General features: G+C 68.6%; 16 protein-coding genes. 4 read left to right on the top strand and 12 right to left on the bottom strand.

The genetic code is table 11. The features are described from left to right. Positions 1-57: 57 nt before the first annotated feature. The 3 genes from H0X91_RS00870 to ampC form a co-directional block, all read right to left on the bottom strand. The gene (locus H0X91_RS00870) at positions 58-960 is read right to left on the bottom strand and encodes a LysR substrate-binding domain-containing protein (RefSeq protein WP_048988543.1); all 903 of its coding nucleotides are present in this window, start codon (positions 958-960) and stop codon (positions 58-60) included. A 199-nt stretch (positions 961-1,159) separates the two neighbouring features. Beyond that, positions 1,160-2,071, bottom strand: coding sequence for an NAD-dependent epimerase/dehydratase family protein (locus H0X91_RS00865; protein WP_006497951.1), 912 nt, complete (start codon positions 2,069-2,071; stop codon positions 1,160-1,162). 264 nt (positions 2,072-2,335) lie between these two features. Then, complete coding sequence (gene ampC / locus H0X91_RS00860) at positions 2,336-3,505, bottom strand: class C beta-lactamase (RefSeq protein ID WP_196432717.1); 1,170 nt, start codon at positions 3,503-3,505, stop codon at positions 2,336-2,338. 611 nt (positions 3,506-4,116) lie between these two features. On the opposite strand from ampC, the gene H0X91_RS00855 reads away from it, so the two are divergent. The 3 genes from H0X91_RS00855 to H0X91_RS00845 are packed head-to-tail and all read left to right on the top strand — an operon-like array spanning position 4,117 to position 8,203. Continuing rightward, positions 4,117-5,424, top strand: a complete 1,308-nt coding sequence (locus tag H0X91_RS00855) for a hypothetical protein (RefSeq protein WP_196432716.1) — start codon at positions 4,117-4,119, stop codon at positions 5,422-5,424. Continuing rightward, positions 5,418-6,200 carry a DUF1266 domain-containing protein gene (locus H0X91_RS00850; protein ID WP_196432715.1) on the top strand — a complete coding sequence of 261 codons (783 nt, stop codon included), beginning with the start codon at positions 5,418-5,420 and terminating at the stop codon, positions 6,198-6,200. Before H0X91_RS00855 ends, H0X91_RS00850 begins: the two co-directional genes overlap by 7 nt. Before the next feature lie 14 nt (positions 6,201-6,214). After that, positions 6,215-8,203: a DUF4034 domain-containing protein gene (locus tag H0X91_RS00845; protein ID WP_230877862.1), complete on the top strand. Its 1,989-nt coding sequence runs from the start codon at positions 6,215-6,217 to the stop codon at positions 8,201-8,203. A 46-nt stretch (positions 8,204-8,249) separates the two neighbouring features. Here the strand turns inward: H0X91_RS00845 and H0X91_RS00840 are convergent, their stop codons facing one another. Both H0X91_RS00840 and H0X91_RS00835 read right to left on the bottom strand, forming a co-directional pair. Beyond that, positions 8,250-9,059: an alpha/beta fold hydrolase gene (locus tag H0X91_RS00840; protein ID WP_080322383.1), complete on the bottom strand. Its 810-nt coding sequence runs from the start codon at positions 9,057-9,059 to the stop codon at positions 8,250-8,252. A gap of 72 nt (positions 9,060-9,131) precedes the next feature. After that, positions 9,132-9,617 (bottom strand): hypothetical protein, encoded by a 486-nt coding sequence (locus H0X91_RS00835; RefSeq protein ID WP_058903835.1) that lies wholly within the window; start codon positions 9,615-9,617, stop codon positions 9,132-9,134. Between the two features lie 411 nt (positions 9,618-10,028). On the opposite strand from H0X91_RS00835, the gene H0X91_RS35205 reads away from it, so the two are divergent. Next, the gene (locus H0X91_RS35205) at positions 10,029-10,163 is read left to right on the top strand and encodes a hypothetical protein (RefSeq protein ID WP_006767081.1); all 135 of its coding nucleotides are present in this window, start codon (positions 10,029-10,031) and stop codon (positions 10,161-10,163) included. On the opposite strand, the gene H0X91_RS00830 is transcribed toward H0X91_RS35205, so the two are convergent. The 7 genes from H0X91_RS00830 to H0X91_RS00800 form a co-directional block, all read right to left on the bottom strand. Then, positions 10,117-10,437 carry a beta-mannosidase gene (locus H0X91_RS00830; protein ID WP_196432713.1) on the bottom strand — a complete coding sequence of 107 codons (321 nt, stop codon included), beginning with the start codon at positions 10,435-10,437 and terminating at the stop codon, positions 10,117-10,119. The genes H0X91_RS35205 and H0X91_RS00830 overlap by 47 nt on opposite strands. Positions 10,438-10,486: 49 nt before the next feature. Continuing rightward, entirely contained in the window at positions 10,487-12,982 is a 2,496-nt protein-coding gene (locus H0X91_RS00825; RefSeq protein WP_196432712.1) for a GH92 family glycosyl hydrolase, read from the bottom strand. Positions 12,983-13,626: 644 nt separating this feature from the next. Beyond that, entirely contained in the window at positions 13,627-14,814 is a 1,188-nt protein-coding gene (locus H0X91_RS00820; RefSeq protein WP_062911520.1) for a beta-propeller fold lactonase family protein, read from the bottom strand. Between the two features lie 127 nt (positions 14,815-14,941). After that, the gene (locus H0X91_RS00815) at positions 14,942-16,444 is read right to left on the bottom strand and encodes a M81 family metallopeptidase (RefSeq protein ID WP_196432711.1); all 1,503 of its coding nucleotides are present in this window, start codon (positions 16,442-16,444) and stop codon (positions 14,942-14,944) included. Further along, positions 16,441-17,730, bottom strand: a complete 1,290-nt coding sequence (locus H0X91_RS00810) for a Zn-dependent hydrolase (protein ID WP_196432710.1) — start codon at positions 17,728-17,730, stop codon at positions 16,441-16,443. Before H0X91_RS00810 ends, H0X91_RS00815 begins: the two co-directional genes overlap by 4 nt. A gap of 34 nt (positions 17,731-17,764) precedes the next feature. Beyond that, the gene (locus H0X91_RS00805; protein ID WP_006485194.1) at positions 17,765-18,466 is read right to left on the bottom strand and encodes an ABC transporter ATP-binding protein; all 702 of its coding nucleotides are present in this window, start codon (positions 18,464-18,466) and stop codon (positions 17,765-17,767) included. After that, positions 18,463-19,230 (bottom strand): ABC transporter ATP-binding protein, encoded by a 768-nt coding sequence (locus tag H0X91_RS00800; protein ID WP_006485184.1) that lies wholly within the window; start codon positions 19,228-19,230, stop codon positions 18,463-18,465. The genes H0X91_RS00805 and H0X91_RS00800 overlap by 4 nt, the downstream gene beginning before the upstream one ends. Positions 19,231-19,290: the final 60 nt, after the last annotated feature.

Below are 19,290 nucleotides of genomic sequence, written 5' to 3'. Positions count from 1 at the left end.
TCATGCGAACCCGCCGCCCTTTTTACGTCGCGTGAACCCGTGCGGGCGGCATCGACGTCAATCGATGTCGCCGCCTGCCTTCAACTGCGCGCTCACATAGTCGAGAAAGCTGACGATGCGCGACGACAGCGTCGTGTTGCGATAGAACACCGCGTGAATCGGCTGGCGAAACTCGATGGTGTCGTCGACGAGCAGTTCGACGAGGCTGCCATCGCGGCGATGCGTGCCCGTCATGTAGTCGGCGAGGCATACTATGCCCGCGCCATTGAGCGCGAGCGTCAGCAACGTCTCGCCGCTCGACGCCTGCAGCGCCGGATGAATGCGGTACACGTCGCCGTCCGCGGTGCGCAGCGGCCAGTGGTTCAGCGTCTCCGGCTGCACGAAACCGAGCAGCGTATGGTTCGCGAGATCGGCGACACGCGTCGGCACGCCGGCTTTCTCCAGATAAGCCGGACTCGCCAGAATGCGCAGCCGGCTGCTGCCGAGCCGGCGTGCATGCAGCGTCGAATCGCGCAGCTCGCCGATCCGGATCGCGACGTCGGTGCGCTGTTCGAGCAGGTCGATGATCTCGTCGCTCGTATGCAGTTCGACCTCGATCGCCGGGTACGCGTCGCGAAAGCCCGGCATCATCGGCGCGATCACGTGCTGCATGAACGGCATCGCCGCATTGATCCGCAGCCGCCCGGCCGGCGTCTCGCGCTGGCTGACGATCTGTTCCTCGGCGAATTCGACCGACGCGATGATTTCGCGCGCGTAGTCGAGAAAGAGCTTGCCCTCCTCGGTCACTTCGAGGCGGCGCGTGGTGCGGCGGATCAGCGTGGTATCGAGCTTTTCCTCGAGGCGTCGCAGGATCCGGCTCATCACCGAGGTCGGCTGGTGCAGTTTGTCCGCCGCCCCCGTCAACGAACCGGTATCGGCGATGGTCACGAACGCGAGCATCTCGTCGAGGGTCGTCTTCATGGTCGGCAGTCGTCAGCGGTGTCAGGAACCGCCACGATAGTGCCGCCGCGCCGGTTTGATAAGCGGGCGCGCGTGCGAATCACAGTTGATTTCGATTCAATAATTCGCGGCGAATATTGTCCGAACAATCGGGTGTGAAGCGGGAAGCCGGCCACGCCAACACGCGCAGCTTTTCGTCAGACGACGCGAAGCGGCCGCGTCAGGCCGCGACGGGCATCTCGTCGCGAATCCAGTCCAGCATCGCGCCGTGCTTCGGCGCCCATCCGAGTTCCCGCCGCGCACGCAGCGCCTTCACGCGGCTGTTCGACGCGAGCGAGAAATGCGCACGCGAGTGACCGAGCGCCTGCGCGGCATCGGCGACGTCCCATTCGACGACCGAGCGCAACCCGAGCCGCGCGGCGAGCGCACGGCCGATCTGCGCGAACGACGCTTCGCCGTTTTCCGCGTAGTAGAACCCACCCGGTGGCGCCGCATGGACCGCACGCAGATACAGGTCGGCGACGTCGGCGACGTGCACGTTCGACCAGCGGTTCAGCCCCTTGCCGATCACGCGCACCGCGCCGGCATCGCGCGCGATGGCCGCGAGCAGCGGCAGTTGCGCGCTGTCGCGACGCAGGCCGAGGCCGTCGCCGTAGATCATGCTGTTGCAGATCACGGCCGAGCGGATGCCGAGGGACGCGGCCGACATCACGAGCCGGTCGATCGCGCGGCGCTCGGCCTTCGCAGGCTCGACGATCGGCGTCGTTTCGTCGAACACGATCGCGTCGCCGTGTGCGCCTTGCGCATCGTCCGCGATCACGCTCGTGCCGCTCGTGTGCAGGAACGTCTTGCCCGAGCCGCTCAGCGCCGCGATGATCGTTTCGACGGCCTCGCGGTGATCGCTGCTCGCCGCGTTGACGACGCAGTCCGCGTCGCGCGCGAACGCGTACAGCAGCGCCGTGTCGTCGAGCGTGCCGACGACCGGCATGATGCCGGCCGCCGCGAGCTTCGCGGCGTGGCTGCCATCGCGCGTGAGCCCGGTGACGACGTGCCCTGCCGCGACGAGCCGCGCGGCCACCGAGCCGCCGATGTAGCCGGTCGCGCCCGTCACGAATATCCTGATGCCTTTCATCCGCTGCTCCGGAGGCGAAACGGGCCATGCGGCGCCCGTCCCGCGAAATGTCGTGCGTCGCAGTATCGACGGCCGGTGCCGACGGCGGAAGGCGTGAATCGCTAAAACAGTTTTGCGCGCGGCGGGATGATGGGCCGCGTCAGGCGAAGCCCGCTTCGACCGGCGTGCAGCCGTCGGCCGCGATCTCGTGCCGCCGGCCCGAGCCGCCGACCACGGGCTCGCCCGCCCGTCATGAACGCTTCCCGACGGGCGGGCGCGACAACGTTACCGCGCGTCGCCGAGCGACCCGAGAATCCGGTAGGCGGCCTTCACGCGCTCCTCGATCGGCACGTTGCCGTTCGCGAGCATCACGATCCCGATCCGCTTCGCGGGAACGAACGCGACGTACGTGCTGAAACCGCCGGTCGAGCCCGTCTTGTTGATCCAGGTCGCCGGGTTCGGCGCGAGCGGCGGCTGGATCGCGCTGGCCGGCACCGCATCGAACAGCATCTTCGGCGCGTTGCCCGCCAGCAGCGTCGGCAGCGCGATCGGGTACGCGTATTGTTCCCAGATCAGGTCCTGCGTCAGCGGCCCCGCGCGGAAGTAGCCGGTGTGCGTGCGTTCGATCGCGCGCTGCAGGCGCGGCGCGGTGTGGATCATCCCCATGTTCGCCTGCACGAAGCGCAGCAGGTCGGCCGCCGTGGTCCGCACGCCGTAAGCCGGTTGCCACAGCATGCCTTCCGTCATCCGCACCGGCTTGCCGTCCTTCGTGTAGCCCTGCGCATAGTCGGCCATGCGCGCGGCGGGCACGTTGATGTACGTATGCGTCATCCCGATCGCGGGAAAGAGCCGCTGCTCCATCAGCGTCGCGAAATCCTGGTGCATCGCCTTCGCGGTGAGCCAGCCGAGCATGCCGATCGCGACGTTCGAATACTTGCGGTGCGTGCCCGGCGCATACGCGGGCCGCCACGCGTCGAGATAGCGGATCAGGCCCGCGTCGTCGCGGATGCTGTCCGGCACCTGCAGGGGCGTTCCGCCGGGCGTGTGCGTGCCGAGCTGGAGCAGCGTCACGACGCCGAACGGCTTGCCCTGCAGCTCGGGCAGATATTTGCCTGCAGGGTCCGCGAGCGACAGTTCGCCGCCCTCCTGCGCGTCCGACGCCAATGTCGCGGTCAGCGTCTTGCTGACCGAGCCGATCTCGAACAGCGTGTCGCCGGTCACCGGCTTGCCGGTTTGCTTCGACATCACACCGTAGTCGAACACGTACGGCTTGCCGTCGGCGACGATGCCGATCGCCATGCCGGGAATCGCGTACTGCTTCATCAGCGGCGCGATCTGGCGCGTGACGGTGTCGCGGAGGTCGTCCTGCGTGACGGCGGCCGCGCGACCGGCCGTGGCGGTCGCGCATGCGGCGACCAACAGGGTCGCGGCGAAGCGTGTCGCATTGAATCGCATGGGGGCGGTTCCTTCTCTTTCCGATGGTTGCATGGACAACAGATCCGGCCGCGCCGCGCGAAAAAGGTGGCGACCGGCCTGTCGAAGCAGGACTATCCGCTACCACCCGGCCGCCAACAATCGACGATATGTTGCGCGAGCCGAAAGAAAAACTTATGAGATAAGTGGAAGGCGGGAACGAGGCCGCCGTCATAGCCGGGCTACTCACCCGTTTTCCGGGAAAACCTGCCGGTTTTAACAGCATCGAATCCGGCGGCCGGGTGGCGCCGCGTCGAAAATCGATGAAAAAGAGATAAGTCTTGTCAGATCCAGCGGCGCCGGCCAGCCGCGTGATTGATTCATCCGCACGGATCGAAGTAGACTCGCGAAAGCCAAAAATAAAATCCGACCTGAGAGAATCCATGAATCGCCCTATCCCGCTCGCCCGCTCCCGCGTCATCGGCTCCCGCGCGCTCGCGTGACGTTCACGCACCGATCGACCTGAACCGGAATACGCGACGCCAGCGCGTTCTTGCGCGCGCACGTTCGCCGTTTCGCCGTTGAGCCAAAAGAACCGCCAGGGTCCTGCGCGCACCGCCCGCGCACGCCCTGCCCGACCGGAGAGTGAGCCCGTGACCGAAACCATGGCCGCGTCGGCCTATCGGCCGCGCGACGTCGTCAATGCGCCCGACATCAAGGCGGCGATCGCCCGCCGCAGCACCGAGCGCGACGATCCGGCCGAGATCCGTGCGTGGCTCGGCAACCATTTCTTTCGCTGGGTCGTCGGTGCGTTCGAGCAGGCGCAGCCGCTCGATTCGCTCGCCGATTACCGCGCACTCGCCGGCGCCGACCGGCCGGCGCCCGAATGGCTCGTGCGCCGGTTCCGCGCGCAACCGGCGTCCGCGGCGTCCGCGGCACCCGGCCAGGTGGCCGACGCTGCGCCGCCACTCGCCGCCGAGCCCGCGCGGCTCTACTTCATCGATCCCGAGCACATGCTGCTGATCGACCGCGAACGCGTGCTGGTCGAATTCCTGCGCTCGCGCGCCGGCACGCGGCTCGCGCAGAAACTGCAGCGCATCACCTGCGCGATGGCGCTCGACATGTGGGAACGCGAGCACCAGCGGATGCAGGCGCGCCGCGACAAGGGCTGGGTGCCGAGCAGCGGCCTCGCGCTGCGCGAGGTGCTGCGCACGCCGAACGGAATCGTGTTCGAATTCGTCGGCAGCCATGCGGCGCTGCGCGAGGAGCTCGCGTACGAGTCGTACTACATGCAGCACTGCCTCGGCCAGTTCGCGGATCGCCGCCGGTTGCGCGGCGGCTACGGCGAGCAGTACGCGCAAGCCGCGCAGGACGGCCGGCTGCGCCTGTTCACGCTGCGCGGCGCGGGCAACCAGCCGCACGTGACGATCAGCCTGCAGGTCAGCGGCGACGGCCTGCGCATCGACCAGATCAAGGGCAAGCAGAATCGTCATCCGGTGCGCCGCTATGCCGACGACGTCCGCCAGTTCCTGCGCGCGCTCGCGCCGCGCGGCGAGCGCCATCCGGATTGCGAGGGCATGGGCCTCGTGTTCGAGCCGGACGCGCCGGGCGCGGCCACCGGCGCCTGGACCTTCGTCACCGACGTGCGCTCGCCCGACCATCTGCTGAGCGTGATGAGCGACAACTTCCACCTGATCGAGCATTTCGAGCAGCCGCCGGCCGTGCTGCAATGGCTGCTGCTGCGCAACGCGCCCTATGCGCTCGGCCAGCTGCGGCAGATCGATCCGGCCGTCGCGGCGGCCGCGCGCCACGCATTGCCGGCCGATGCGCTGCCGGCCGCGCGCGCACCGAATGCACCACCGGCCACGACCGCATTCGAGATCGAAGGCATCGCGATCGATCCCGCGCTGTGCGCGGCGTTCGCGTTGCCCGTGCCGGCGGACGGGAGCCCGTCATGCTGAAACTGCTGCTCGGCGCGGTCGCGCTGTGGCTCGTGTGGTACGTGTGTCGCTCGTTCCGGGTCGCCGCGCGGATGGTGTGCGAAGTCGACGCCGACCAGGCCGCGGGCGCCGACAGCGCGGTGCCGGTACGGCAAACCACGGCCGTTCGTCTCGCGCATGCGCAGGCCGAGCAGGCGCCGCCGAACCGCCGTCGCTGGGCGCTCGCGCTGGCCGACATCCTGTTGATCCGCAACGGGCTGCGCTGCGATTGCGACGATCTCGTCCATGCGCTGCCCGATTCGCAGCGCGAACGGCTCGCACGCCAGGTCAGGCGCGAACTCGACCTGCCGGCCGACCTGCCCGAGTGGCAGATCGTGCAGCGCGTGCCGTCGATCCTTGCGGGCTGGATCCGCGGCGTCGGCCGCTCGCACGACGGCTTCTACGAACAACTCGCCGCCGTCGGGCGCGTGCGCGACGCACTCGCGTTCGACTGCGCGCGCACCGCATTTCTCGTGCGCTGCATCGCGCTGCTCGGCTGGACGTCCGAACAGCACGCGTGGGTCGTGCTGCTGCTCAACGCCCAGCGCGCGCAGGACAGCTTCGACAGCTGGGAAGACTTCGGACTCGCGTATGCGCGGGCGCGCCAGCAGTGGCTGCGCGGCAGCGGCCAGGACGGCCCCGCGTCGTCGCGCGCCACGCAGGAAGTGCGCGAGTACCTGCGCAATCCGTCCGGAAACTGGCTTTCGCTGCCGTGGAAGCGCTACCGCATCTTCGATCCTCAACCCGTTTCGTCATGACCGCCGATACCGACATGTCCTCCGCTTCCGCCGACCTGATTCCGCCCGCGACATCCCGCTGGTTCATTTGCGACGTCGACGCGCTGCTGCGCGCGGGCGAGTTCGCCGCGCTCGACGCGCAACTCGATGCCGCGCTCGCCGCGAGCGTCGACGATCGCATCGCCGAAGGGCGGTACGTCGACGCGCTGCCGGCCGACGTGCAGCCGTGCCTCGACGCCGGCGCCGAGGGCCTCGCGCGCCTGCGCGCGTGGCAGGCCGCGAACCCGCGCTCCGCGCACGCGTGGCTGTGCGAAGCGCATTACTGGCACCACTGGGCCTACGAATACCGCGGCGGCGGCTGGGCCGAAACAGTGACCGAAGCCGGCTGGATCGGCGCGCATGCGTGCGCGACGTTGACGCTCGTCGCCGCGCTGCGCGCGCTGGCGCTCGCGCCGACGATGTGGAGCGCGCCAATGGTGATCTTCACGAGCGTGTCGTCGTTCGGCGAACCCGAGTGGCTGGCGCAGCTCGTGCGCGAGCGCCGCTGGCCCGTCACCGAACTGCAGCTGAACGCCGGCGCCGACGACGAAGCCACGCACGCCGAACTGCAGCAGATGTTCGCGCGTTCGGGGCTGAATCCCGACGTGCCGGTCGCCTGCCCGCCGGCATTTCCGGACGCGTTGCCGGGCCCGGTCCAGGGCAAGAAGCTGCGTAAGGAGAAGTGGTACTGGATGGAGGCGACGCTGCACGTCCACCCGAAGCTGTTCTTCCCGATGCGCACGTTCATCTGGTACATGCAGCCGCGCTGGGGCGGCTCGCACGATCACATCCGCGCGTTCGTCGCGTCCGACGCGTGCGCGCACCTCGATGCGGTCGAAAAGGACCGGCTGCTGCACGAGATCTGGCGCGACGACTACGCCGGCAACACGCTCGATGCGAACGACGACGAAGACGACGCACGCCACGCGATGACCGCGACGCTCGCGCGTGCGCAGGCCGCGCTGCATCCGTATCACCGCTGGGAAACGCTGCACTGGCTCGCGTACAGCCACTTCAAGCGCAGCGAGTACGAACAAGCCTACGCGCGGCTGCAGGAAGCCGAACGCAACGAGCCGATCGACGACAACCGCGCGATGGCGATGGGCTTGCGGCTGGCGCTCGGCCTCGATCCACAGGGCGACTGGCTGCCCCGCGCGATCGAACGTGCATCGGACGCGCGCGCCTGCACGTCGGCGATGATCCTGCGCGGCTATGCGCATCGCACCGGCACGTTCGGCTTCGCGCGGGACGACGCGCGCGGCGACGCCTGGCTCGAAGCCGCGCGCGAGAACGAGCCCGGCTCGCTCGCATGGAACCAGATCGCCACCGCGTTCGAGTATGAGAACCGGCGCCCCGCCGATGCCCTCGCCATCTGCAAGCTCGGCTACGAGGCGGGCGGCGATTCGTGCGGCTACCTGCTCGGCTGCTTCTACAAGGACGGCACGCATGTCGAGCCCGACCCGTACCGCGCCGCCCACTACTTCCGCGAATCGATGGAGGCCGGCGGCAACATGGCTGCGTACCGGCTCGGCTACACGTACCATCACATCGGGCAGACCAGCACGGACCGTGCCGAACGCGTGCGCATGCAGGCCGAGGCCGTCGAGGCCGCGCGCAAGGCGCACGAGATGGGGCATACGGACGGCCTCGAGTGCATGCTGATGTTCATCGGCGACATCGAGGATTATCCGTCGCGCCATCGCTACGTCGACGAACTGCGCCGACATGCCGAAGGCGGTCACCCTGCCGCGATGGCCGCGCTGTCGTTCTTCCTTGCGGACATCAACGACAAGTCGCTGTACGACTATCGCGAAAGCGTGCGATGGATCATGGGCGCGCAGGCCATCGCACCGGACGACGAATACGTGCAGAACATCACGCGCGTCAGCCACGAGGACGGCATGCTCGGGAAGCTGCGCTACAAGCTGCAGCGCAAGCAGATCAAGGCGCACGAAATTCCGGGCGCCGACAACGCGATGGTCTGAACCCGGGCCGACGCACGCGCCCGCTCGCCGGCGGGCCGTGCGTGCATCATCCCGGCAGCCGCTCGAGAAACGCCAGCATCGCCGCGTTGAACCGTTCGGGCCGCTGCAGCGGCGCGAAATGGCTCACGCCGGGCAGGATCGTCAGCGTCGCGCCGGGGATCGTGCGTGCCAAGTACGCCGCATGCTCGGGCCGAATGAATTCGTCGTGCTCGCCTTGCACGATCGCCACCGGCACGGCGATCGCCGCGAGGTCCTGCGCGGTGTAATCGGGTTGCGTGCGCATCATTTCGCTGACGGCCGCGACGAACGCATCGAACTGGTCCGGTGTCGCGGACAGTCGCGCATAGTCCTTGCGATGCCGCGCGAAACAGCGGTCGATCAGCGGGCTCGGCACCATCTCCTTCGTGCCGCCCGGATCCATGTTGCACGCGAAGAAGAACACGCCGGCCGCGCGTTCCGGTGCGCGGGCGGCGAGCACGAGCGCGATGCACGCGCCGTCGCTCCAGCCGACGAAGCGTGCACGGTCGACGTGCAGCGCGTCGAGCACGGCCAGCACGTCCGATGCCATGCGTTCGTACGAATAGGGTCGGTCGTCGCGCGTGCTGCGACCGTGCCCGCGGCTGTCGATCACGATCGCGCGGTAGCCGGCCGCGAGCAGCGCCGGCACCTGGTTGCCCCAGTTGCCGCCGTGGCCGAGGGCGCCGTGCAGCAGCACGACCGCCGGCCCCTGGCCGAACGACGCGTGCCACATGCGTGCGCCGTCGTGGTCGATCCATCCTTCCGCGTCGGCCGCCGGCAGCGGCGTGCCGCCGTGCGCGTCGAAGCGAACGAGTTCGTCGTCGGGTTCCGCATGCATCGTTCAGCCGTCCTCGAGAGGGAGACGAGCTTGCGATTGTAATGCGGGCGGCCGACGTGCCGCCGCGGGCGCTCAGGCCTGCGTCGACACCAGCCCGCCCGACGGCGAGCCGCCGGATTTTTCGAGCGCCGCCGCGAGTTGCGAGATGGCCGTCGCGAGCGCAGCCGAAATCGCGCTGGCTTCCGCGCTCAGCGACTGCTGTTCGACGGCCGCGGCCGGGTCGTCCTTCGCGCGCTGCGCCGCAGTGGCCATCTGCCGCTCCAGCGTCGCGAGCTGCTTCTGCAGCCGCTCGATCAGCGCCTTCAACTGCGCGACCGCCGGGTCTTCCGACGATGCGCCCGCCGCGCCGAGCGTTTCGCCGGTGGCGCCGGTCGAATCCTTCGTGCCGGTGGTACGGGTCGTGTCGGTCGCGCCCGTGGCGCCGGTCGTGCCCGTCGTGCCCGTCGTGCTCGCTGCATCCGCCGTGCCGCCGCTGGACGACGTCGCGGCGGGTGCGTTCGCGGTCACGCCGCTGTCCGCGAGCGGGGATCGCGCGGTCGTGGAGAAATCGATCTGCATCGTGTCGGTCCGTGTGTCGGTAAACGAAGTGACAAGGGCGAAAATCGCCTTCCAGTTCGTTTACGGCATTCGTCACACGAAACTTGAATATCGGGGCCGGGTGGATTGCCCCGCGCGCACTTCAATCGACCGCGAAAGGGCCAGATTGGCAGGCGGGCGGCGCTGGTAGAATCGCTGCTTCGCCGGCTGGATACGCACATCGACCGCCTCCGTCGGGCCCGAACGCGCCACGGCCGCCGGCTTCGACTCTCCGCGCCGTTGCACGCGGCATGCAACCTGTGCCGACGCCGCCATCGCGGCTTTCCGGGTCGCCTTTTCCGTTCGTCTGCCCTGCGTCCCCCCGCTCATCCACGCGAGCGGCGAACGCCGTGCGGCATGCATTCGCTTCATCACGCATTCGAGGAACACACGATGGCCCGCATCGGCGCCTTCTGCATCACGACGTGGCTTGCCGCCGCGATTCTCTACTTCGGCCAGCACTCCGTCGCGATGATCGTGCTCAGCGGTGTCGTGGTCTTCGGCGGGTTCGATCTGCTGCGTCCCTGACGCACGTCGCGACGCGGGCACTCGCGAACGTCGCCACCGCCTGATCGACCGTCAGCGCGCGCTCGTTGAACCCGACCGGCACACCGCCGAGCCCGAGCCTGCAGTTCGGCCGATCGAGTCGCCACCCGTCGATCCGCAACGCGACGCGCGATATCAGGGCGCCGTTCGCATGCGGCAGGTCGATCGTGATCTGCCGCTTCGCGCCCGGCATCAGGTTCAGATAGTTGTCGCTGCAGAACGCCGGCAGGATTGTAGTTGTCCTCCATGATGGCATCGTCTCCGCGGATGCGCGCAGCGCAGCTGCCCTGCGGGCATCCCTGCCTTTATCGCGCGCCGATCTGGCGCTGCGTGCGCATCGCAGTCGACGCGCCGCCGGCGGTCATCTGCGTATAGTCCGCGTTCGGCCCGGACGGCGGCGTCAGGTTGTCGGCGGCCGCCCATTGCGTCGGCGTCGCGGACAGCGCGTAGCGCATCGTCCCACCGTTGGCGATCTTGCCCAGCGGCAGCCATGACCCGGCATAGTCGGCTCCATTGACCTTCAGCGACTGGATATACGGGAACGCGGCACGGCCGGTATCGTCCGCCGCGACCTGCTGGTCGCTTTCGAGCCGCAGCGTCTTGCCGTTGCCGAGCCAGACCGTGATGCCGCTGAATTGCGGCGTGGACAACGCAAGACCCGCTTCCGACGGAATGACCGGGAACATGCCGAGCGTCGCCCACACGTACCAGCTCGACGTCGCGCCCATGTCGTCGTTGCCCGGCAGGCCGTCGCGGCCGGTGCCGAACGTCTGCGCCATGATGATCGGCAGGATGTACTGCGCCCCGCTCGGTTGCCCGGCCCAGTTGTAGCCCCATGGCGACTGGAACGACGGTTCGTTGCCGATATAGAGGCCGTTCGACGATTCGCCGCCGTTCAGGCTGCCCGAAGTCGGCACCGTCGAATACGGCGTCGTGATCGCGAACAGCTTGTTCAGCCGCGCGACGGCCGCCTGCTTGCCGCCGATCGCATCGATCAGCGCGGACCAGTCCTGCGCGAAGGACCAGAAGTAGTTCGGCTCCGTCGATTCGTGGAACGAACCCGGCACGAGCGCGCCCAGCGCGCCGGGCGCCGCACCGGCCGGCGGCGCGTTACGCGCGGCGATCACCTTGTTCGGGTAGTCGAAGATGTTGCGCCACCACGATGCGCGCGTGTACAGCGTGCCGATGTTGTCCGCCGTCACGCCGACCGACGGCGCGTTCAGCACGCTGGCAGGCAGCGCCTGCAGGAACGCGGCCGCCGAGCGGTCGCTCAGCACGCGCTCGATGGTCGCCGACGACGAATGGCCGTCGTCGCTCTGCGACAGATAATGGGCCGTCAGGAAATTGGCGAGCCCCGGTGCGCTCGCGCGGTCGTTGCACGCGCTCGACGGATCGAACACCGACTGCTTCGTCAGGCGCGCGGCCGACACCAGATCGAAATCGGTCGCGCCGAACTTGTAGGAACCGGCAATCACGTTCAGCGCGTTGTCGCCCGCCATCGGCGTCGAATCGTCACTGCCGTCGACCCAGTGCGGAAACGCGCCGCACTGCAGCCCGTCGACGACGAGCGACTGCATCATGTCGCTCGCTTCCTGTGGCGCGAGCATCGCAAGCAGCTGCGCCTGGGAAAGATACGTATCCCACAGCGAGAAACCCGTGTAGTGATTGGCGCCGCCGCCTTGCGAGCCGTCCGGACGTTTGTACGCATAGTCCTTGACGTTCGCGGTGGCACGCTGCGGGACGGTGCCGGTCCGGTCCACCGAGGTCGGATAGCCGCCGTTCGCGTTCTTCGGCTGACGCATGCTGCGGAACTCGCCATTCGTGTCGCTGTAGAGCGTCGGCGCGCTGAACACGTGATACAGCGCCGTGTAGAACTTCGTGAGGTTCGCCTTCTGCGTGGCGTTCAGTGCAGCCGGGTCCTTCGCCTGATCGATCTGGATCGTGTTGAGCCGGTCGTTCCACGCCGCGGAGGCCTTCGTCCGCGCATCGTCGAACGCCAGTTTTTCGCCCTCGGCCGCGAGGTTGGCCTGCGCGTTCGACACGCTGACGGACGAGATGCCGACCTTCACGGTCACGGTCTTGTCCGCATCGGTCAGGTCGAACTGCAGTGTCGCTGCACCGTTGCTCGCGGTATTCACCGACGACGTACCCGTTTGCTTGCGCAGCGGCTTGTCGAAGGTCGCATAGAAATACACGGGAGCATTCCAGATCGTGCCGTACGGCGTGCAGAACGCCGGCGCGACCGCCTGCCCGCTCATCGACCGGCCGTCGCTGGCGAGCGCGAGCGCCACGTTGTTTGCGGTGATGCTCGTGCTGCCCGAATCGCTGTTGCCGTTCAGCTTCGCATCGATCGAGAAAAAGCCCTTGTTCTTGTCCGTGTACGTGAAGCGCGCGAGGCCGGAACGCGCGGTCGCGCTCAGTTCCGTCGTGATGCCGTTCGCGAGGCGCACCTTGTAGTAGCCCGGTTGAGCCACTTCATCCGCATAGCTGTATCCGACGCCGGCCGGTCTGCCGCCCGGCGCGATGGCGTTCGCCCCGTCCGTGGGCAGCATCGCGACTGCGCCCTGCCCCGGGCAGCCGACGCCGCTCAGGTGCGTGACGCTGAAGAAATCGATCGTACCGGTCGATCCGCCCGACGACAGGTAGCCGCCCGACCCGTTGAAGTTGTAGCGCGGCGTGCTCGGCCCGAAATCGACCATCCCGAACGGCACCGTGGCGCCCGGGTTCACGTTGCCCGCGTAACCGGAGTCGCCGTTGACCTGCGTGCCGATCAGTGGGTTGACGAACTGCGTCAATTGCATGTTGGTACGCGTGGGCGTCGGCGTGGACGGCCGGCCCGGTTGCGCTGGCTGCCCCGGTTGTCCCGGTTGCGATGGCCCCGATGTCGATGGCCCGTCCGTGCCGCCGTTGCCGGCGGTCGACGTACCGTTCACGTCATCGCCGCCACACGCGGCGAGCGCCGCACACGTCAGTGCAGCGACGATCAAGAGTCGTGGATTTTTCATTTTCGTTTAGTACCATTAATTAAACGAATCATCCGGCGTCGACGATGTTCCGACGCGCCGCCAGGCTTGCCACCTTGCGCGGCGCGACGCCGGCTTCCCCCCAATCGGCGCCGCGCAGACTTCCGCTTGCGAATTTCCGGCGCCTGCCGCTATCGCGGCAGGCGCGGGCGTGCTGCCCACCGAATCGGCACCGCATCCGGCGCTCCCTTCCCGGGGACTTAACAGTGCCGTAACGACTGTTTATTCACCACAAGAAGTTTCCCGAATTTTCAGTTTGTTTAACTAAACAATTGTGAGTTAAGTGGCTTTGAGCACAAATTTCCCGCGTTTGTTGCGTTGCAACCAGCCGGAGCGGGATGTGCGGCGACGGGCGCCCGGCGACTCCGGGCGCCCCGTTCACTCAGGGATGCGAAAGAATTGACGAAGCGCGCGGCGGCGCGTCAGCGCGGCAACGTCCTCAGCGAAGACGGGCCGCCGGTCAGCGCGATCCGCTTGCCCGTATCGCGCAGCTTGCCGCCGTCGACCGCATACAGCGCAAGCTGCCGTTCGACGTTGAACTGCACGATCACGTGCCGGCTGTCGGCGGTAAACACGATGCCCTGCGCGGCTTCGCCGCCGGGCGCCTCGCTCACCTTCACGGCCTGCCCGTCGCGGATCTCGAACAGCAGCACCTTGCCGAGTTTGTGGCGGCCCGGGTTGTCGGCCGTCAGGTTCGAACCGTCCATCGCCTGCACGGCGATCCACTTGCCGTTCGGCGAAATCGCGACGCCTTCCGGCAGCGACGGCACCGTCAGGTACTGGACCGTGCGGAACGGCACGCGCGACACGTCGATCAGCGCGACCGAATCGGCGTCGCCCGCGAGCGTGCCGGAGTAACCGGGCAGCCCCGCGAGCCCGACGTTGCTGACGACGGCCCAGCGGTTGTCGCTCGACACGTCGATCGTATACGGCGCGACGCCGGTGCTCAGGCGCGTGCCGCTGTCGGTCACCTTGCCGTCGTCGACGTTCAGTACCGCGATGCCCTGCTCGTCGCGCAGCGACACGAGCGCATGCTTGCCGTCGTGCATGAAGCTGATCCCGGCCAGCCGCTTCTTGCCGATTTTCAGGTTGCCGTCGAGCGTCACGTGGGTGCCGTCGATACGCACGATCGACACGCTGCCGTCGACGTTGGCGACGAGCGCGAGCCGGCCCGAGCGGTCGATCGCGATCCCTTGCGGATGCGTGCCGAGCTCGATGCGCGTGATCGCCGGCGGCGCGCTGTCGAGATTCACGACTTGTAGAAACGTGTCGAATACGAGCTGCTTCGCAGCCGTGTCGTAGCGCGTCGGCGCACCGACGAGCGCGAGCTTCGCATCGGGCGTGATCGCGACGGCCTGCGGCGGCCCCTGGATACCGTTCTCGACGTCGACCTGCAGTGCGACCTTCGGCGGGAAGGTGCTGGCGTCGAGCAGCGTCAGCGTGTCGGCGGGCGGGGCAGGCAGATAGGTGTCGCGGCCCTCGACGCGCTGGTACTTGCCGTCGTTGCCGGACACGATCCAGTCGGCGGCGTGCACGGCAACGGCCGTCGTGGCGAGGGTCAGCGCGGCGAGCAGACGCGCGCTGCGCAGGCGGAAAGGATTCGAATGCATGGCGATCGGTTCTCCGGATCGGTTGCGGACGCAATGGATTGCCCGGCCCTGCTGCTCGACGGGCCGGCGCTATCGGATGATGCCCGAAAGCGGGCCGACCCGGCGTCTCGCGCCCGGTCCGGTTCCGTCAATCCGTGCGTCGCGTCCCCGATGACCACTCGACGACGTCGTCGAGCGGATACACCGGCCGCGCGAGCCGCGCGTAGCGAAACAGCCCGAAGTCCGAGCCCGTCACGCCGCGGCTGTCGCATTCGACCAGCGCGGACGAAAGCGGCACGAACACCGGCCGGCAATACATCCGCGACTTCAGCAGCAGGAAGCGCGCGCGCCGCGGATCGACACCCACGCTCTCGAACACGCCGAGATCCCACGGCTCCTGCGTGCGCTCGGTGACGACGAGCGTGGCCGTGCCGATGTCGAGCACCGCCGCGCGGCCCATGTACGCACGCTGCCCGGTGTACGTCGGCCCCGTGATCACGTACTCGCCGTCGGTGATCGCGCGCACGATGCCCGTCGCGCGGAACGGTTCGCGCCGCACGCCGCCGTGCGACGGCAGACGGTTGCCGACCGGCACCGTGACGGTAGCGCCGACGCCCGCGTCGATCAGCGCCGCGACGGCTTCGGGGTCGCACAACGGCCCGCTGACGATCCCGTCGAGCCCGTGCGCGAGCGCGGCTTCGAGCAGGTCCATCGTGTCGCACGGGCCGCCCGACATGCAGTTGTCGCCGTGATCGAGCATCAGCACCGGGCGGTCCGCGCCGTCGGCGAGCGCCGCGGCCTGCGCGACCGATTCGGTGAGCGGCGCGCTGCGATAGACGAATTCGTCGCGCGCATCCCAGATCTGCCGCGCGATGCGTTCGGCGACGGCGTCGGCCGCGGCGCGGTCGCCGTCGGCTACCACGACCACGCTGATGCACGGCGCGGGAATATCCGCGAGCGAGAAACCGGGCAGCACCGAGACCGCGAGCATGCCGTTCGCCTCGGCCGCGCATGCGGCTTCCACCGCGCGCCGCATCGCGCCTTCGGCGCTCGCGCTGCGCAGCGTCGACGTCATCAGCGGCGGCTGCCGCCACGCGAGCACGGGCCGCGCGCGGCCGTGCAGTCGGTCCAGCAGCAGCCGCGCCGCATGCTCGCCGGTCTCGTACATGTCGACGTGCGGATACGTCTTGAAACTGACGATCACGTCCGCGTTGTCGATCATCTTCTGCGTGACGTTCGCATGCAGGTCGAGCGCGACCGCGATCGGCGCAGCCGGCAGCGCCGCACGCACCCGCGCGAGCAGGTCGCCCTCGCCGTCCGCGCTCTGCTCGGCGACCATCGCGCCGTGCAGGTCGAGCATCACCGCGTCGCAGCCCGGCGCGGCGGCGACGATCGCATCGCAGATCGCCGCATACGCGTCGGCCGCGACCGGCCCGCTCGGGTTCGCGGCGGCCGACACCGGCGTCACGATATCGGCGCCTTCGCGCTCGGCCGCGTCGATGAACGCGGCCATCGCGGTGCGCATCCCGCGATTCGCGCGATACGCATCGTCGCCCCGGTCGGGGCCGTTACGGCCGAACGCGGCGAGCGGCGTCGGCACCGGCGAGAACGTATTGGTCTCGTGGTTCATCCGGGCGATCAGGATCTTCATCGTGCACGGCCCTCCGCAATCCCGGCCGCGCCGAGCATCGCATGCAGCAGCACGTTGCAGCCGGCTTCCAGATGTGCCGGATCGGCGTCCTCGATCTCGTTGTGGCTGATCCCGTCCTTGCACGGCACGAAGATCATCGCGGTCGGCGCCACGCGCGCGAGATACACCGCATCGTGGCCCGCGCCGCTGATCACGTTCATCGAGGACAGCCCGAGCGCGCGCGCGCCGGCGCGGACCTGCTCGACCAGCGCCGGATCGAACGGCTGCGGCGGAAAATACACGACCGGCTCGATGTCGATCCGCATCCCGGCCGCCGCGCCCAGGTCGGCGCATGCCGCGCGCAGTTGCGCGTCCATCGCCGTCAGCGTCGCGTCGTCGGCCGCGCGCAGGTCGACGGTCAGCGTCACGCGGCCGGGAATCACGTTGCGCGAATTCGGGTGCACGTCGACCCAGCCGACCGTGCCGCGTCCGTGCGGCGGATGCGCGCGCGCGATGCCGTTCACCGCGCGCACGAGATCGGCCGCGACCAGCAGCGCATCGCGGCGCAGTTCCATCGGCGTGGGGCCGGCATGCGCCTCCATCCCGTGCACGGTCACGTCGTACCAGCGTTGTCCGAGCGCGCCCTCGACCACGCCGATCGTCGTGTCGTGCGCCTCCAGCACCGGCCCCTGCTCGATATGCGCTTCGAAATACGCGCCGACGGGATGCGCGCCGCGCTCGTCGTCCGCACTGCCCGCGTACCCGATCGCGGCCAGCGCATCGCGCACCGACACGCCGTCGCGATCGCATTGCGCGAGCGCATGGTCGAGCGTGAACGCGCCCGCGAATACGCCGGAGCCCATCATCACCGGGACGAAGCGCGACCCTTCTTCGTTGGTCCAGACGGCCACCTCGAGCGGCGCGCGCGTGCGCACCCCGGCGGCGTCGAGCGTACGCAGCACCTCGAGGCCGGCCAGCACGCCGTAGTTGCCGTCGAACTTGCCGCCGGTCGGCTGCGTGTCGATATGGCTGCCCGTCGCCACGGGCGGCAGGTCGTCCCGCTCGCCCGCGCGCCGCGCGAAGATATTGCCGATCGCATCGACGCGCACCGTGCAACCGATGTCCTTCGCCCACGCGACGAACAGGTCGCGCGCCTGGCGATCGAGGTCCGTGAGCGCGAGGCGGCACACGCCGCCCTTTTCGGTCGCGCCGATCCGCGCGAGCCGCATCAGGCTGTCCCACAGCCGCGCGCCATCGACGCGCAAGCCGGACGCCGCGACGCCCGGAGTCACATCCTGTACTTGCATCGTTGCCATTCCTCGCATTGAAAGGGCCCGGCGCTCATGCGACACCGACGCCCAGGTAGCGGTCCTTCACGTCATGGTCGGCCGCGAACGCCGCGTTGCTGCCTTCGTAGACGATCACGCCCTGTTCGATCACGAAGTGGCGATCCGCGAGCTGCGTGCACACTTCGAGGTTCTGTTCGACGAGCAGGATCGCGACACCGGCCGCCTTGATCTGCTTCAACTGCGCGACGATCTCCTCGACGATCACCGGCGCAAGCCCCTCGACCGGTTCGTCGAGCATCAGCAGCCGCGGATGATTCATCAGCGCGCGGCCGATCGCGAGCATCTGCTGCTCGCCGCCGGACAACTGCGCGCCGCCGTTGCGGCGACGCTCCTTCAGCCGCGGAAAGATCCGGTAGATGTCGTCGAGCTGCCACGGCGAATCGCGACGCGCGCCGAGCCGCAGGTTTTCCTCGACCGACAGCAGCCGGAAAATCCCGCGATGCTCGGGCACGAAGCACAGGCCGCGCGCGGCGATCCGGTGCGCCGGCTGCCCGGACACCGGCCGGCCCGCGAACGTCACCGTGCCGCCGGTCGGCGCGACGACGCCGGCGATCGTCTTGAGCGTCGTCGACTTGCCCGCGCCGTTGCGGCCGAGCAGCGTCACCGTCTCGCCTTCGTTCACGTTCAGCGAAATGCCCTGCAGCACGTGGCTCTTGCCGTAGCACGCGTGCACCTCCTTCACGTCGAGCATCATGCGCGGCCTCCGGTGATCATGTTGCCGAGATACGCACTGCGCACGCGCGCGTCGCCGCGAATCGCATCGGGTCGGCCTTCGACCAGCACGCGTCCCTGCTGCATCACCGTGATCGTGTCCGAGATGTCCATCACGATGCCCATGTTGTGTTCGATCAGCACGACCGTGTAGTCGTCGCGCAGGCCGCGGATCAGCGCCTTCATGTCGTCGAGATCGTCGATGCCCATGCCCGACGTCGGCTCGTCGAGAAAGATCGCGCGCGGCCGCGCCGCCAGCGCCATGCCGACCTCGAGCCGGCGCTGCTGCCCATGCGACAGCACGCCGGACGCCGTGTCGGCGAAGCGCTGCAGGCCGAGCCGCTCGAGTACGTCGTCGATGATGCCGTCGTGCGCGAGCGCCCCGCGCGGCGGCGTCCACGGATTGAGCGCCCGCCGCGATTCGACGCCCTGCGCGGCGACGCGCAGGTTTTCGCGCACGCTCAGGTTCGGAAACAGGCTCGTCACCTGGAACGAGCGGGCGATGCCGCGCCGCACGCGCTTGTGATCGGGTTCGTGCGACACGTCGTGCCCGTCGAACAGGATCGAGCCCGACGTGATCGGCAGCGTGCCGGTCAGCGTATGGAACAGCGTCGTCTTGCCCGCGCCGTTCGGGCCGATCACCGAATGCACGGTGCGCGGCATGATGCGCAGATCGACGCCGCCCAGCGCGGTGAACTTGCCGTAGCGCTTGACGATGCCGCGCGCTTCGAGAATCGCTTCGCTCATTGCCGCTCCTTGACCGTGACCACCGTGCGATCGCCACGCCGCAGCGACGCCACGACGCGT

It is taken from the genome of Burkholderia sp. 9777_1386, assembly GCF_015712265.1.
GTDB classification, from domain to species: domain Bacteria; phylum Pseudomonadota; class Gammaproteobacteria; order Burkholderiales; family Burkholderiaceae; genus Burkholderia; species Burkholderia cenocepacia.
Note: the sequence above shows the minus strand (reverse complement) of the source record. Positions and strands in the feature narration are given on the sequence as shown.